The sequence below is a fragment of the Streptomyces sp. NPDC054866 genome, from assembly GCF_053610745.1.
In genome coordinates, this window is the sequence record NZ_JBSGZA010000001.1 from 237458 (window position 1) to 252497 (window position 15040).

Sequence of the window (15040 nt, forward strand, 5' to 3'; positions counted from 1 at the left end):
CGGGGTTCTACCTGCGGATCGGGCGTCCCGTGGTCGTTGGTGCTGGCCACTTGGGGCTCGACTCTCCGCCCTCGACTCACTGGATCATCCAGTATGTCTGGCTTGCATCACATTGGCAGAGAGGGTTTCGGCTGCGGGCGGTGGCCGCGTTGGTGGCGGGCCGGACCCGCGAGGATGTCGCGGCGGTGTTCCAGGGCTCGCTCAAAGCGGTGGACAACTGGTGGGCGAAGTGGCTGGCAGGCGGGCGCGAGGCGCTGGTGGCCCGGCCGTGCGGGCGCCGAGTCGGCGATCATCAGCTTCTCGATGCGGTCGAGCAGCAGGCGGTCCGTCAGGCCGTGCTGGATCACCGTCCCTGTGATCTGGGGCTGGCCGGACAGCTATGGACGCGCGTCGGAGGGGCGATCTGATCGCGAAGCTTTACCAGGTGCGGCAGGGGGTGGGCAAGTATCTGCGCCGGTGGGGGCTGTCGTTCCAGCGGCCGGACAAGCGGGCCGTGGAGCAGGACGCGGAGTTGGTGCGCGTCTGGCGGGAGGAGACCTGGCCGGCGATCCGGGCCAGGGCGAAGGTTGAGGGCGCCGAGGTGCTGTTCGCCGACCAGGTCAGCATCCGGTCCGACCAGGTCACCGGTCGTACTGGGGTGCACCCCTGTCATACGCCGCACGGGCAACAGGTTCTCGGTGAACGCGATGTCCGCGATCAGCACCAAGGGGCGGATGCACTTTGTGGTGTTCACCGAGACCTGCGACGCCGAGGTCATGCGCCGCATCCTGGACCGGCTCGTCGGCCACTTCGAACGCAAGGTGCACCTCGTCGTGGACGGTCACTCCACGCATCGCTCCCGCAAGATCCGCGCCTGTCTGGCCGATCATGTCCCTGTCGAGAATCTCGTCCGTGCAGGTCGGCCCGCATGCTGGTACTCGTGGAGGGTGCCGCCGAGGCGGTCGCGTCGTCGTATGTCGAGGTGGGTGATGGCGTCGGGTCGGCGATCGGCGGTGGCAGGGGGTGCAGCGGGCGGGCGTCTGCGACGCCTTGGTGGGGCCGGTGGGAGTTGGAGTGCTGTTCGAACCCGCGCAGGGTGTGGAGCAGATGGCGCTGGTTCCAGACCAGGGTGCGGTCCAGCAGTTCGCGTCGGCAGGTTTGCACCCAGCGTTCCATGAGCGCGTTCATCCGCGGCATCCGGATCCCGCTGAGTACGACCTCGATCCCCGCATCCTCAAGGACGGTGTCGCACAAGGCGGGGTACTTCCCGTCGCGGTCGCGGATCATGAACCGGGCCCGGCAGCAGTCGGCATCCTCGAGATCCATGACGAGGTTCCTGGCCGCCTGTGCCACCCAGGAGGCGGTCGGGTGCGCCGTCGCGCCCAGGATGCGGATGCGCCGGCCGGCGTGCCAGTGCAGCACTGTGTCCGGGCGCACCAGCAGCCATGCCCGGCGCAGCACACCGCGCGGGAGTCGGTGCAGTAGCGCGGCCAGGAACACCCGGTCACTCGGGGCGAACCGCACCCGATCCCGGCCGAGCTGGCGTTCCAGCACGGTGATCTGATGACGCAGCGCGAGGATCTCCGTGTCCTTGTCCTGGTTGCTCACCGGCAGCAGCCGCAGCAGGGCGAACACGTTCGCCACACCCAGATAGGCAAGTCGAAGCAGCACGACAGATCATCCTGCCGGGGCACTCACCAGGTGCCCAGAGCACCCGCCCAAGCGCCCGCGCTCGACACCACCCGTACACCAGCCCCCACCAGGACGGGTGAGTTTTTCGGCAGGCGCAAGGTAAGCAGCTCTGTAAGTGCGCGCCCCATCTCGACGATCGACCGGCTGTGAGTTCGGGTCTGACTCAAGCATCAAGGAAGGCTGAGATCTGACATCGGACCGCATCCGGAGGTCGAGTCCGGCGCATGCGCTCCGCAGCCTCCACTGGACTTCCGAATACGTTCCGAATACTATGGATCCATGACCATCGCAGCAGACCTCCCCGTGGCGACTCGGCGCTCCTCGGACCTGAGCAAGCACTCCGCCGAGGTCTTCGCCGAGGCCGAGGACCACCCCGTGACGGTGACCCGGCGCGACGGCGAGGCTCTGGTCCTGATGTCGCAGCGCGAGGCCGAGGGTCGTGCGCGCTTGCTGAAATTTGCCGCGCAGCTCATCACCGTCACCCTCGACGACCGCGGCTCGCTCGCCGAGCGGATGTCCAAGGCCTTCCCTTGGATGCTCGCGCTGTCGCCGGCCGACCGGGAGTCCTGCGCGCAGGACCTCGTCGATGCGGCGCGCGCGTCGTTCTCCACCGACCAGCCGCACCTTGCGATCGCAGAGCTGACCTCCTGGAAGGAGACGGCCACCGCCGTCGCGGCCGGGCTCGGCAGCGCCGGTCTGGAGTGGTTCGACGACGATGAGACCGTGGAGCGTCCGTAGCCGTGGCGGCCACCAGGAAGGGCGAGCTGGTTCCTCGCCCTCCGAAGAAGATCGAGTACGAGATCCGTTTCGCCACAGCCGACGCGCAGAAGGGATGGCGCGACCTCGTCGCGACGATCCGCAATCCCATGACGGAGACCTGGGACTTCCTCACGCGGACGCCACTGTCCACGACGCCGACGAACTATCGGCTCAAGGGTGAGCTCGGCGTCATCGAGCGTGGCGGTGCGACCCATGAGCGGTGGCAGCACAAACCGACTGCGAAGGGCACCGCGCGCATCTGGTTCTACGTCCACGAGCGCACGGTCTTCCTGGAGCAGGTGCACACGAGCCACCCGAACGAGACGAAGTAGGCGGGCTTCGCAGCGTCGCACATCGTCGGTGAGCGCGCATCCGATGGGGATGATCGCTGTGTGGCTGCCGCGACCGGGGACTTTGGCTTCATTCGAGGGCGGCGCGGCCTTGGGAAAGGGCGACTCGATCTCCCCGATCACTCTGTGGAGGGGAAGTCTCTGCCCGAAGCCGAGGGCGATCACCAGCATCGCCGGTGCCATCCCGGTCCAGTGGTCCGTCTCGGTCGCGATCAGGGAGGACCAGACCAGCGGGCTCGCGCTGCGGCACTGGGTGAGCGCGAACGCGAGAAGAGCGTGACCGCACCCCGTGCCGCCGGCGCCGAGTACCGCTCCCACGGCCCCCAGGTCCGGTGGGGCGCTCCGCGTCCACGACGTGCACTGGCCTGAGAGCCTGCCTGGCGCAGGATGGCGACGATCCGGTCGACTTGCGCCTGTGACAGAGGAGGCGCACCCTCGGCCTTGGCGGCTCCCGCCTTCCGGAGGTTCTCGAGTACGACCGGAGAGGCCGGGTGGCGCGGCCATCGTGTTCGCGAGGCGCTCTGATTGTCGGCGTGCTCTACGCTCACGGTCGTACGTGCCGAGCGTCGAACTGGCCGTGGTATATCGCTGCTGTTCTCGGCTGTGTCGCCTGCTGCAGCTGATGAACCCAACAGTTGCCTCCTTTTGGCCAGGTCCATCTGCCACAGGTGCATCGGCGCCTCACGCTGCCACGGGCGGTACTTGCGCGGATGCTGCTGTTCCTGGGCGCGGACCAGGCCATTGCGGGACAGCACCCGGTGGACCGTGGCCCGCGACGGCGCCGACTCTAGCCCGCGGCCGGACAGCTTGTGGGAGATCCGGCGGGCACCCCACCGGGGATGCCGGCGGCGCAGCTCGCAGATCTCGGCCTCAACCTCGGCGGACAGGCGCGTGGGACTGTTCCGCGGCCGGCGGGAGCGATCCAGCAGACCGGGCATGCCCTCCTGCTCGAACCGCCGCCGCCAGCTGTGCAGGGTCTGGCGCGAGGTGCCGTACCGGGCCGCGACCTCACCGATCGGAGACCCGCCAAGCACTTCGCGGACAGCCCGGTAGCGGTACTCGGCCAACTGCTGTACATCCACGACTCCGACGGAAGCACCCCTGCCGCACCGGCAGTTGGGGGATAGCGGACGTTCAGCCGAACGTGTCAACCATGTCCAGAGCGCAAAAAACGGTTAAGCATCTCCTGAGACCTCACACCGACAGCCTCCTTCCTCACGTACGAGCCGCTCTCGACTCGTCAGCCGAACGCGTCGGTTTCGCTCAGGACGACTGGTCTTCGCCTGCTCGCAGCAGCGCTGCCATGCCCACCCATGACCGACGAAGCCGGTGCCAAGCGCGGAAGCTCGGCTCGGATCGCGGGTCGATCGCAACGTCGGATTTCAGGGGAGGTGGCGATCTCAAGCACCGCAACCGAAGCATGTGAACTGAGGTGCTTCACCAACTGCGAGTTAGTGCCTATTTGTATCCCTCGGCACGCCTCTGACCAGGCGTTTTGTGCGGTTGGTCGAGAGTTAGGCCGAACGGCGGCGGTGAATAGGGTTAAGAACGGCAATCGAAGCATGCCTCAGTACGTGCTGCGCTCGCTGATCCGGAAGTAGGCCTCAGCAGCCAGCAGTTGAGGGCCGCACTCCCCGTCTTGCGGGGGGTGCGGCCCTCGGTGCGTCTAGCCGCCGTACGGCACGGTGATGATCTCCATCGCGTGGCCCGACGGATCCAGGAAGTAGACGCCCCGGCCGCCGTCGTTCGTGTTGAACTCGCCCGGCAGCTTCTGCTGCGGATCGGCCCAGTGCTCGATGCCCCGTGCCTTGATCTTCTCGTACGCCGCCTCGAACTCCTCCTCGGAGACGAGGAAGGCGTAGTGCTGCGGGGTGATCTTGTCCGCGGGGATGGTGGCGAAGTCCAGGGTGATGGAGTTGCTCAGTTGCACCGCGATGAACGGGCCCCATTCCGAGGTGATTTCGAGGCCCAGCAGGTCCGTGAAGAATTCAGCGGACTCCCGGTTGTCCCGGGCGTGGATGATCGTGTGGTTCAGCTCGACTGACAAGGAATGCCTCCAGAAGGCATCTCCCGACACCTCCATGCCTCACCCAGCCGGTGACCGGCACGCGATGTCGCCGTGGATCTTAGGCACGGCGACATCACGCTGTCGAGCCATTACCGCCCTTACCCTTCTTCCCAGCCCACACTGCCGACACCCGTGCCGCCGAAGCAGCGGGCGCTCGACACGTCGGAGGCGCCCGGCTTCAGGGTCTTCCACTCTCCGGTGGTGTCCGGCCACTCCCCGCAGACCACCGTGACACGGAAGGCCGTCACGACCCCGGTGTTGTTGGTGCAGTGCGCGTGACCCCAGTAACCGTCCGTGTCCGTCGTGCAGTTGAGTACGACGGCGGCGCCGGCCGGTGCCTGTTCCGCCGCCGTCGCGCCCGTCGTGACGGCGAGCACCGGCAGGGTGGCGACCGCCAGTCCCGCGAGCTTGAGGGTGAGGCCGGAAAAACCGCGAGGTTTGTTCATGCGTCGGTCTCCTTTGGATCTCTGGTGGATCTCTGTCGCGGTGCACCGGATGTGCACCGCCGTCCCACTGCTCTGATGTTTCCGAGCGGCCCTCTCACGCCGGTCACTCGATAGTCACTCGACACTCACCCCGCGTGCTGGAAAGATGACGCTAGGTAACGGGGGTGAGGATCACGGAGTTCGAGTACAGGCTTCTGGGGCCGCTTGAAGTGCTGTTCGACGGCAGGCCCGTGGCGATGCGGGCAGCCAAACAGCGAGCCCTTCTGGCATCGCTCCTGGTGGACGCGAACAAGGTCGTCCCCACCGACACGCTGATCGACAGACTGTGGGACGAACCCCCGGACGGCGCCCGCAACGCCCTCCAGAACTACGTCCTGCGCCTACGCCGCACCCTGAGCGGCCCGTCCGGCGGACCGATCCGCACCTGCCCGGACGGCTATCTCATCGCCGTGCCCGAAGACGCCCTGGACCTGCACCGGTTCGACGCCCTGGTCGCCCGGGCCCGGACCGCGGGTGCGGCGCGGTCGACGGAGCGGGCCTCGGCCCTGCTGGGGGAGGCGCTCGCCCTGTGGCGAGGGGAGCCGTTCTCGGACGTGCCGTCGGAGCGGCTGCGCCTTGAGATCGCCCCCGCCCTGAACGAACGCCGCCTCGGCGCCCTGGAGTTGCGTACCGACGCGGACTTCCAGCTGGGACGGCACACGGACGTACTGCCGCGCCTGCGCGAACTCACCGCCGCTCACCCTCTGCAGGAGCGCTTCTGGGCACAGCGCATGCTGGCCCTCTACCGCTCGGGCCGCCAGGGCGAGGCCCTGGACTGCTACCGCACCATCAGCGCGCTGCTGCTCGACGAGTTGGGCGTCGACCCCGGAGCGGAGCTGTGGCAACTCCATCAGCGGGTGCTCACCGCCGACCCCTCCCTGACCGCACCGGTGTCACCGGACGGCCCACGGGCCGCGGGAAACCTGCCCGCCGAGACGACGACCTTCGTCGGCCGGGAGAGCATGCTCCGCAAGACGCGGAAGCTCCTGGAGAGCGCCCGGCTCGTCACGCTCACCGGGCCCGGCGGAGTCGGCAAGACGCGCCTCGGGCTGCGCGCCGCCGCCGAGGCCTCCTGGGCGTTCCCGCACGGGGCATGGCTCGCCGACCTCGCGCCGCTGACCGAGCCGCGGCTCCTGGACCGTGCGGTCGCCGAGGCACTCGGCATCCCCGACCAGTCCCTGCGCCCCGGTACGCAGGTGCTCGTCGAGCACCTGCGGGATCGGCAGTTGCTGCTGGTGCTCGACAACTGCGAGCACGTCGCCGAGGAAGCAGGCCACCTCCTCAGTACGCTGCTCGCCGCGGCCCCCGGCCTGCGTGTCCTCGCCACGAGCCGCCAGGGACTGCGCGTCCCGGGGGAGTACCTGCTGCCCGTACCGCCGCTGGCCGTCCCCCAGGACCGGGGCGCGCCATCGACACTGACGCGGTGTGAAGCCGTGCGGCTCCTTGCCGACCGCGCCGAGGCCTGCGCCCCGCACTTCCGGATCACCGCACACAACGAAGAAGCCGTGGGCCGCCTGTGCCGTCGCCTGGACGGCATCCCCCTGGCGATCGAACTGGCCGCGGTGCGACTCGGCACGCTCTCGGCCGAGGAGATCCTGGAGCGCCTCGACGACCGGTTCCGGCTCCTCTCCGACACCGGGGCGCGCATCGGCCCCCGGCACCAGCGCACCCTGCGCGGCGTCGTCGACTGGAGCCACGACCTGTGCGACGAGCGCGAGAAGAGGCTGTGGGCAGGGGTGTCGGTGTTCGCGGGCGGCTTCGACCTCGCGGCGGCAGAGGCGGTGTGCCCGGGCGAGGACACCACCCGCGATGACATCGTGGACGTCCTCGCCGCCCTGGCCCACAAGTCGGTGCTCACCGTCGACACGACCGGCCCCCGGGCCCGGTACAGAATGCTGGAGACCCTGCGCCAGTACGGGCAGTGCAGACTCCGGGAACTCGGCCAGGACACCTCGACGCGGCGGCGCCACTGCGTTCACTACACGGACATGACCGCGCGGGCGGCGGAGCGGTGGTTCGGGCCGGACGAGGTCGCGTGGCTCTCCCGGCTGCGCCTGGAGTCACCGAACCTGCGGGCGGCCCTGGACTTCTGCGTCACCGGAGAGGGCGACGCCACGGCCGGCCTCGCGATCGCCGCCAGCCTCACCCGTACCCGGTACTGGTTCTTCAGCAGCTCGCTCGGGGAGGGCAGGCACTGGCTGACCCGCGCGCTCGACCTCGCCCCGCACGCGCCCGCACCGCTGCGCGCCGGCTGTCTGGCGCTCGCCGCCTGGATCGCGCTGTGCCAGGGGGACCAGTCGGCAGGCGAGCGGTTCCTGGCCCAGGCCGTGCGGCTCGGTGACGCCACCACGGACGGTGAACCGCTGTGCGTGCTCTCGTACATGGAGGCAGCCTTCGCCTTCCTCGTCGACGCCGACGCACGGTCCATCGAGCTCCTGGCGCGGGCCAGGGAACGCTTCCGGGCCGACGGCCAGGTGGGCGACGCCCATATGGCCACCATGCTCTGGGCCATGGCGATCGCCTTCTTCGGTGAGCGGGAACCCGCCCTGGCGGCCGGGCGCGAGTACGTGACCGAGGCCGACACCCACGGCGCGGGCTGGGCCCACTCCTGGGGCCTCTGGGGCATGGCACTCGCGGAACTCCGGCACGGCGACCCGCACCGGGCGGTGGATCTGTTCCGCGACTCCCTGCGCAGACAGCGGGCCATCGGTGACCGCTGGGGGATCGTGTGGGGAGTGGAAGCCCTGGCCTGGGCGGTCGCCGCCACAGGCGATCACGGCCGAGCCGCCCGGCTGATAGGGGCGGCGGCCCGACTCCTACGGACGACGGGCGTCGCGCTGACGGGCCTGCGCCCGCTCCACGAAGCCCACATCGAGACCGAACGCGCGGTACGCCACATCCTTGGCGAGCGGGCCTATGCGGCGGCGTTCGCGGAAGGAGCGGGGACCCGGGACCCTTTGAGGCTGGCACTGGGTGGGCCCACCCAGGCCCCGCCCGCCCGGTGAGCTTCCGTGCCTTAGGCCTGGGGGAGGGCCAGGAAGGCGCTCCAGGCGTCCGGCGCCACGGTGAGTTGCGGGCCGCCGTCCGAGTTCTTGGAGTCGCGGATGTGTACGGCGGTGGGGTGGGCGGCGATTTCGAGGCAGTTGCCGCCGTCGCTGCCGCTGTAGCTGGACTTGCGCCAGGCGTAGGCGACTTCGAGGCATTGGCCGCCTTCATCGCCGCTGTAGCTGGACTTGAACCACTCAAGCGCGGTGCTGCCGCTCATTGCTCTCCTAGCAGTTGGTCCAACAAGCCCATGGTGTCCTCCGAGTTGAGGGCCTGTGTCCGCAGCATCGCATATTTCTGGGTAAGGATCGCCACCTCGTGAGGGTCAGAGATCAGTTGGCTTCCGCGCTGGGTCTCCGTGTAGGCGAGCCTCTGGTGGTCAGGTGTTTCCAGCAGGACGAAGGGCCCGTTGAGGCCAGCGTGTGCGGTGCGTCCGAGTGGCAGAACCTGCAAGGCGAGACCTGGGAGTTCAGCGTACTCACGCAGATGACGGAGTTGCTTGGAATACACGTCTTGGCCGCCGAGCCGATCTCGCAGCGCTGCTTCCCAGATCACGAAGCTGGTCGTCGGCGGGACCTTGCGATGCAACAGTGTCTGTCGCTCGATACGAGTGGCGACGAGTTGCTCGATCTCGTCCTCGTCGTACACCGGAACGCGACTCCGAAATACTGCCCGCGCATAACACTCGGTCTGTAGTTGACCGGGGACGAGCAGGCTCTCGTACACGGAGATGGCAATAGCCTCCCGCTCACAGTCCAAATACTCCTCCGCCCACCGAGGAACCAGATCCACCTCCGGCATGTTGTCGACGGCCGTCTCCAACGTCCGGTTAGTACCCAGGAGTTCGTCCAGTTGGATCGCCAGGTCCATCTTGAGAGGCCGCCGCCCCTGCTCAATAGAAGCGATGGCCTCCTCGCCGACGACGAACCGCTCGGCCAGCGACCTCTGCGTGTAGCCCGCCGCCTCGCGGTGGACGGCGAGCAACGCCCCCACCATCCGCATGGCTGAGGCGTTCCTTCGTGACCGTCGCTTGGGACTGCTCATGCCGTCCAACTCCCCATCAGAAGCCCCGCATTCACGCAGCGAACCCGTACAGCCCAGCCGTACGGGTTCACGTACTGCTTCATGATGACCACGGAGCGTGACTCTCGTCACGTGAACGACGAAACTCCACGCGAACGCTTCTACCGGCGTGAACGCCAGTCCGTCCCCGCCGCCCGCGCCTTCGTGAGCGCCGCGCTTGCCGACTGGGGAGTCGGTGAACGTGCGTACGACATCGCCCTCTGTGTCAGCGAGTTGACGACAAACGCCCTGCTGTACGGGGTCCCGCCCGGCCGAGGGTTCCGGCTCCACCTCCGTTACGCGGGCGACGTACTGCGCGTGGAAGTGCACGACAGTGGCGGCGGGTGGCCCCGGCTGGGCGACGGCGGCGACGCCGACGAGTCGGGGCGGGGCCTGCTGCTCGTGGCGGCTCTGTCCGACAAGTGGGGTGTCGCGGAACGCGACCCCGGCAAGATCGTCTGGTGCGAGTTCGTTCAGGCCGCCGTCGGTGCCCCGCTCACAGCTTCCTCTCGGCGTGGCTGCCCTGGTCCTTGCTGATGTGCGGGACGTTCGATCTATGCGTAACGTACCTTCTCGATTGATCTGTACCAATCGGGCCCCGGATGACCGGGGTCCGTCTTTTTGTGGGGGAACACCACCGTGAGTGACGCTCTACCCGTCGGTCGACGAGAACGGCTTCCACGGCGAGCACCAGCTCGCCGCCCCGCCGCGCTCCTGTCCGCGGCAGCCCTCTGCCTCGCCCTGACGGCGTGCGACACGAAGACCGCGGGCCACCCCGACGACGCCCCCGTACGCGAGTCCCACCACCGCCTCCTGGAGCAGTTCCGCTCCTGGGCCCGTGACACCGGAGAGTCCCGCACCGCACGCCACGCGCAGGCCCTGCACACGGTCGAACTCACCGATTCCGATTCCGATTCCGATTCAGATTCCTACGACGTCGAGGTGCAGACTGACCTCTCCGCGAAGTCGGCCGAGGCCAAGCAGTTCGCCGAACTCTTCCGCACCTGGTGGGACGGCGACGACGGCGACGGCACCGTGCGGGACTTCGTCGTGCTCGACGCACGCGGGAATCGCGTCGACGACCACCTGTTCCCGACGCTCGGCAACGGCGGCTACGACGTCACGCACTACGCCCTGACCCTCGACTACACCCCGGACAGCAACCACCTGACCGGCACCGCGGTGATCACCGCGCGGGCGACCCGGGACCTCTCCCGCTTCAGCCTCGACCTCGCGGGCCTGCGCGTGCGCCATGCCGAGACCGACGGCTCCGAGGCACGCGTCAGCAGGGAGCGGAAGAACAAGCTGACGCTCACCCCCGCCCGTCCCATCAGCAAGGGGAAAACCTTCAAGACCACGGTCCGGTACGCCGGTACGCCCCGGATGCTCACGGCGAGCGACGGCGGCGACGAGGGCTGGATCGAGACGGACGACGGCGTGGCGGCGCTCGGCCAGCCCACCGGCTCCATGACCTGGTTCCCCGGCAACCACCACCCGTCCGACAAGGCGACGTACGACATCGACGTCACCGTGCCGTCCGACTACACCGCGGTCAGCAACGGAACCCTGCGCGAGACGCGGCAGCGCGGCAAGCGCACCACCTTCCGCTGGCACAACCCCGAGCCCATGGCGAGCTACGCCGCGTCCGTCGTCACCGGCGTCTTCGACGTCTCCACAAGCACGACGGACGACGGCCTGCCCGTCTACACGGCCGTCGACCCGGACGAGGCGGACGGCCCCGTCGACGTCCCCGAGCTCGTGCCCGAGGTCGTCGACTGGGCCAGTGACCGCTTCGGCCCCTACCCCTTCTCCTCGACCGGCGCCGTCGTCGACCACCTCCCCGACCTCGGCTACGCCCTGGAGACGCAGACCAAGCCCTACTTCGAGGAAGCGCCGGACGCACGCCTGGTCGTCCACGAACTGGCCCACCAGTGGTTCGGCAACTCCGTCACGCCCCGAGCCTGGCAGGACATGTGGCTGAACGAGGGCTTCGCCACCTACGCCGAGTGGCTGTGGGACGAGGAGCACGGACACCGCAGCGCCCAGGAAACCTTCGACTCCTTCTACGACGGCACGCACCCGGAGAGCGAGGGCATCTGGGACTTCCCGGCCGCCGACCCGCCGAACGCGACGAGGGTCTCCGACTCACCGGTGTACGGCAGGGGCGCCATGACGCTGCATCAGCTCCGCAAGGCCGTGGGCGACGACACCTTCTTCGCCGTCCTGCGCACCTGGACGCGCGAGCACCGGCACGGGAACGCCGACACCGAGCAGTTCATCGCGCTGTGCGAGAAGAAGTCGGGGAAGGATCTGTCGGGCCTGTTCGATACGTGGCTCTTCTCGGCGGACAAGCCCTAGGGGCGGCGGACAAGCCCTAGGGGCGGTCGAGGTCCCGGCACGTGTGCTCGTCCGGAAGCAGGGGCCTGAACGCGACCGCATAGAGCGTTCCTCCGCTGCGCCAGCGGGTGTTCTGCCTTGACTCCAGGGCGAGTTGACGGGCGCGTACGAGATCCTCGCCCGTCACCACCTCGCACCGGCCGGCAATCGGCCGCAGTGGCCACGGTCGCGCCGTGGCGTCGTCGGCGCCGACCCCGCCGGTGGCGAGAATCGCAAGGGCGGCCGGGCGGTAGGCGGCGGCCCCCGGCGGGGGAGTGTCCGAAGGCGCGGGCGGGACCCGGGTGCGTACGAAGTCCAGGACGCGGCCCCGGTCGCCTTCGCCCCCTGCTTCGGGCGCGGTGACGCGCGTGCTGCGAAGGCCGTCCGGGGTGCGGTGGGTGACCGTCAGGAGGGAGGCGTCCGTGGACGTGGTGTCCTCGTGGCGCCGGGCGTGAGCGAGGCCCGCCGCGTGGGCCGCGTCGGTGAGATCGCGGTAACGGGCGGGCGTCAGGCGGTACTTGACGGCCGTGCGCAGCGCGCCCTGGGTCCGGGCGGGGGCGATCACGTGGCCGCCTCCGTAGAGCGAGAAGCGGGGCAGGTCGCCGCGGTCCCAGGGGCGTGGCGAGCTGTGGAGCTCCTGGACGCGCAGGACGAGCGTCCTGGGGTCCGAGGGCGGGGCGGGCGCCGGCGTGTCCCCGGCCTCCGTGCCGCAGGCGGTCACGGCCACGAGCAGGAGCGGGAGGAGGGGGAGCAGGGAGCCGCGCACGCGGGTGGGACAAGGGGGTGCCCCCGCCGGTTCCACTCGCATACACGGCTCCCTGCCGACCACGAGGCTAGGACTCGGTCACGGTGTACGTGCCGGACCCTGCCTTGTTGACGAGGACGACTCCGTAACAGCCGCCCTGCGAGGTGAACTTGAACGACTCGGCCTGGCCGGGACCGTTCGCGGTTCCCGACGCGGTCGCCGCGTAGCGCCCGCGGACCGCCGTGCTGGGGTTTGCCGGGTCGGAGTCCATCAGGAACAGCTCCGCGTCCTGGCTCGCGTCGGACGGTGTCGCCGTGATGGTGACCTCGGTGCCTGCGGCCGGGCACGTGTCCCAGACGGCCGTCACGTCGTCGGCGCCGTTCATCACCTTGGTGTCGGACCCGATGAGCAGCTTGCCGCTGTCGGCGACCTCGATCCGGTAGTCACCTGTACCCGTGCCGCCGAGCGGACGCTTGACGACCGGGTAATAGTCGCCGGGCCCCCGCGCGTTGGAGTCCACGGCGATGAAGTCGACGGTGTCCCCGGTGGCCAGGCTGACGTCGAGCCGCTGCTGGAGCGCCTGGTCGTCGTACAGGTCGAGGTCGTAGTCGACGCCCGCCGGGGGCCGCAGGGCCACGACCGACCAGAAGCGGAAGGTGGTGTCGTAGCGGTAGTTGTGCTGCGGGTCCGGTGTGGGCAGCGTCTTGGACTGTCCGTCGGTGAGCTGGTTGCGGAAGCCGTAGTCGATGCCGTTCTGGTAGAGCGCGCCGCCGGGGCCCGAGCCCACGTCGTGGCCCTCCTGGCCGCGGTGGGTCCAGAAGTCCTGGAAGGTGTTCGACCGGCGGTCGAGCAGGGTGTCCCAGATGGCGTTCTTCGCGGACTCCTGGTGGTAGTCCCAGTAGCGCTCGCCGGACGGGTCCATGAGGTCCCACAGGGATCCGGTGACCCGGCCCTCGGTGTCGTCACCGCTGTCGTACGACGTGGTGTCCTCGACGTGCCAGCCCCGGTACTCGTCGTTGTTGAAGATCGCCATCGGATAGAAGTTGGCGAAGCCCTCGACCCAGGCGCACCCCTTCGAGCTGCGGGTGTCCATCGCGTGCGGACTGCAGTTGTCGATGGCGGGGGGCCTGTTGTCCTCGTACACGTCGGCCATCACCGCGTGGCCGTACTCGTGCACGGTGTCGGTACGGTCGTCCGGCGCCGCGGCCTCAAGCCAGACGCTCTTGTCGCCCCACTGGTAGCGGCTTCCGTCGCCGTCGTCGTCGTCGGGATAGACGATCTCCATGCGGCGGCAGTCACCGGTGTCGCGGGCGTCCCAGCACTCGCCCGGTGTCCAGTTCTTGGCCTGGTTCGCCAGGTCGTACGCGTGGAAGACCCGGTTCATCGTCTGGTCGCCGGGGGCGATGCGGCCGAAGTCCACCGTGCGGCCGTCGCCGATGTCGTCGCGCTGGCCGGAGCGGAACTCATAGACGTCACGGCCGAAGAAGTTGTCCTCGACGATCCGCCACAGACCGCTCTCGGTGCGGACCTTGACGTACACGTCCTGGCCGCCGGAGGTGTCGTTGTTGTCGAAGCACATCCGGAAGCCGCCGCTGCCGTCGGTCAGCGCGGAGTCCAGGAGGTCGTCGGCGCCGAAGGAGTCGTCGTCCCAGGCCTCGACCTGGATGTTCGGCGAGGGGTGCGCTCCGCCCGGCTCGGTGTAGCCGACCGTGCCGGTGACGCAGGAGAGCGCCTTCACGGACGGGTCGGTGGAGGGGGCGTCGTCGCTGTGCGGCTTCGGGAGCTTCGTCCGGCCTGCCACCGGCTCGAACGGCCGGTCCGGCTTGGCGGGGGTGAGCGCGACGTCGTCCGGGAGCTGCCGCAGCGCGGTGGAGTTGCGGCGCTGGTCGAAGCCCAGGTGCGAGGCGGCGGGCGTGGCGCCGACCGTGAGGAGCTGGAGGTGCTCGTCGCGGTCGGCGGGCTTGGCGGCCGGGCCGTCGACGCGGGCGCGCACGGAGGTGGCGGCGGCCTTGACGCCCTTGACCGGGAGCGAGAAGCGCAGGGTCTTCCCGGCCGCCAGGTCGATGGTGCGCTGGGCGCGGTGCACCGCGCCGCCGTCCTCGGGAAGGAGCTGGCCGAGGTCCTTGAACTGCCAGCCGGCGGGCGCGGACGCCCAGTCGACGGCGGCGGGGAGGTCGGCCTGGACGCGGGCTCCGGAGAGGTCGACCCGGGTTTCGACGGTGATGTCGAGGCGGGCCTGCTGTCCCACGGAGGGGGCCCGGTCGAGACGCGTGGTCACGCGCACGCAGCTCGACCAGTCCTTGGGCACCGCGCAGTTGCTTTTCGGTGCCTTCTCAGGCGCGGCCGAGGCCGGACCGAGGACGGTGAGCGGTGCGCCGATGGCGAGGGCGCCGATGAGGGCGACGGCCTTCGAGCGGGGTCTTCGTAACACGGATGATCTCCCCTCAACAATGCGATCAATGGCGTGATCATGACAAAA

Annotated in this window: 12 protein-coding genes and 4 pseudogenes; 8 read left to right on the plus strand and 8 right to left on the minus strand. The window is 69.2% G+C overall.

The window, feature by feature from the left end:
- The first annotated feature begins 29 nt into the window (after nt 1-29).
- From ACWGI2_RS00925 to ACWGI2_RS00935, 3 genes and pseudogenes are all read left to right on the plus strand, one after another.
- Nucleotides 30-407 carry a helix-turn-helix domain-containing protein gene (locus tag ACWGI2_RS00925; protein ID WP_453692857.1) on the plus strand — a complete coding sequence of 126 codons (378 nt, stop codon included), beginning with the start codon at nt 30-32 and terminating at the stop codon, nt 405-407.
- Nucleotides 380-487 (plus strand): annotated as a pseudogene (locus ACWGI2_RS00930) (hypothetical protein); the annotation flags it as partial. The gene ACWGI2_RS00925 and the pseudogene ACWGI2_RS00930, both read left to right, overlap by 28 nt.
- 199 nt (nt 488-686) lie before the next feature.
- Nucleotides 687-809: pseudogene (locus ACWGI2_RS00935) on the plus strand (IS630 family transposase); the annotation flags it as partial.
- Nucleotides 810-865: 56 nt separating this feature from the next.
- Here the strand turns inward: ACWGI2_RS00935 and ACWGI2_RS00940 are convergent.
- Nucleotides 866-1650 (minus strand): annotated as a pseudogene (locus tag ACWGI2_RS00940) (integrase core domain-containing protein).
- 300 nt (nt 1651-1950) lie between these two features.
- Here ACWGI2_RS00940 and ACWGI2_RS00945 point away from each other — a divergent pair.
- Together ACWGI2_RS00945 and ACWGI2_RS00950 are read left to right on the plus strand one after the other, a co-directional pair.
- Nucleotides 1951-2409 carry a prevent-host-death protein gene (locus ACWGI2_RS00945; protein WP_453692859.1) on the plus strand — a complete coding sequence of 153 codons (459 nt, stop codon included), beginning with the start codon at nt 1951-1953 and terminating at the stop codon, nt 2407-2409.
- Between the two features lie 2 nt (nt 2410-2411).
- Nucleotides 2412-2762 (plus strand): hypothetical protein, encoded by a 351-nt coding sequence (locus ACWGI2_RS00950; protein WP_453692861.1) that lies wholly within the window; start codon nt 2412-2414, stop codon nt 2760-2762.
- Between the two features lie 668 nt (nt 2763-3430).
- On the opposite strand, the pseudogene ACWGI2_RS00955 reads toward ACWGI2_RS00950, so the two are convergent.
- The 3 genes and pseudogenes from ACWGI2_RS00955 to ACWGI2_RS00965 all read right to left on the minus strand — a co-directional run.
- Nucleotides 3431-3862 (minus strand): annotated as a pseudogene (locus tag ACWGI2_RS00955) (helix-turn-helix domain-containing protein); the annotation flags it as partial.
- A gap of 584 nt (nt 3863-4446) precedes the next feature.
- A complete protein-coding gene (locus ACWGI2_RS00960; RefSeq protein WP_453692863.1) occupies nt 4447-4827 on the minus strand; it encodes a VOC family protein in 381 nt (126 codons plus the stop codon).
- 119 nt (nt 4828-4946) lie between these two features.
- Nucleotides 4947-5294, minus strand: a complete 348-nt coding sequence (locus tag ACWGI2_RS00965; protein ID WP_453692864.1) for a hypothetical protein — start codon at nt 5292-5294, stop codon at nt 4947-4949.
- Between the two features lie 164 nt (nt 5295-5458).
- Between ACWGI2_RS00965 and ACWGI2_RS00970 the strand changes: the two genes are divergently transcribed.
- Entirely contained in the window at nt 5459-8338 is a 2880-nt protein-coding gene (locus ACWGI2_RS00970; protein WP_453692866.1) for a BTAD domain-containing putative transcriptional regulator, read from the plus strand.
- Nucleotides 8339-8349: 11 nt separating this feature from the next.
- Here the strand turns inward: ACWGI2_RS00970 and ACWGI2_RS00975 are convergent, their stop codons facing one another.
- Both ACWGI2_RS00975 and ACWGI2_RS00980 read right to left on the minus strand, forming a co-directional pair.
- Nucleotides 8350-8598 carry a DUF397 domain-containing protein gene (locus tag ACWGI2_RS00975; RefSeq protein ID WP_453692868.1) on the minus strand — a complete coding sequence of 83 codons (249 nt, stop codon included), beginning with the start codon at nt 8596-8598 and terminating at the stop codon, nt 8350-8352.
- On the minus strand, nt 8595-9422 hold the full coding sequence (locus tag ACWGI2_RS00980; protein ID WP_453393957.1) for a helix-turn-helix domain-containing protein: 828 nt from the start codon (nt 9420-9422) through the stop codon (nt 8595-8597). Before ACWGI2_RS00980 ends, ACWGI2_RS00975 begins: the two co-directional genes overlap by 4 nt.
- Nucleotides 9423-9506: 84 nt before the next feature.
- Here ACWGI2_RS00980 and ACWGI2_RS00985 point away from each other — a divergent pair, with 84 nt between their 5' ends.
- Both ACWGI2_RS00985 and ACWGI2_RS00990 read left to right on the plus strand, forming a co-directional pair.
- Nucleotides 9507-9977 carry an ATP-binding protein gene (locus ACWGI2_RS00985; RefSeq protein WP_453694615.1) on the plus strand — a complete coding sequence of 157 codons (471 nt, stop codon included), beginning with the start codon at nt 9507-9509 and terminating at the stop codon, nt 9975-9977.
- Nucleotides 9978-10079: 102 nt separating this feature from the next.
- Nucleotides 10080-11798 carry a M1 family metallopeptidase gene (locus tag ACWGI2_RS00990; RefSeq protein ID WP_453692870.1) on the plus strand — a complete coding sequence of 573 codons (1719 nt, stop codon included), beginning with the start codon at nt 10080-10082 and terminating at the stop codon, nt 11796-11798.
- 16 nt (nt 11799-11814) lie between these two features.
- On the opposite strand, the gene ACWGI2_RS00995 is transcribed toward ACWGI2_RS00990, so the two are convergent.
- Together ACWGI2_RS00995 and ACWGI2_RS01000 are read right to left on the minus strand one after the other, a co-directional pair.
- The gene (locus tag ACWGI2_RS00995; protein WP_453692872.1) at nt 11815-12624 is read right to left on the minus strand and encodes a hypothetical protein; all 810 of its coding nucleotides are present in this window, start codon (nt 12622-12624) and stop codon (nt 11815-11817) included.
- 25 nt (nt 12625-12649) lie between these two features.
- A complete protein-coding gene (locus tag ACWGI2_RS01000) occupies nt 12650-14992 on the minus strand; it encodes a hypothetical protein (RefSeq protein WP_453692874.1) in 2343 nt (780 codons plus the stop codon).
- Between the last annotated feature and the right edge of the window lie 48 nt (nt 14993-15040).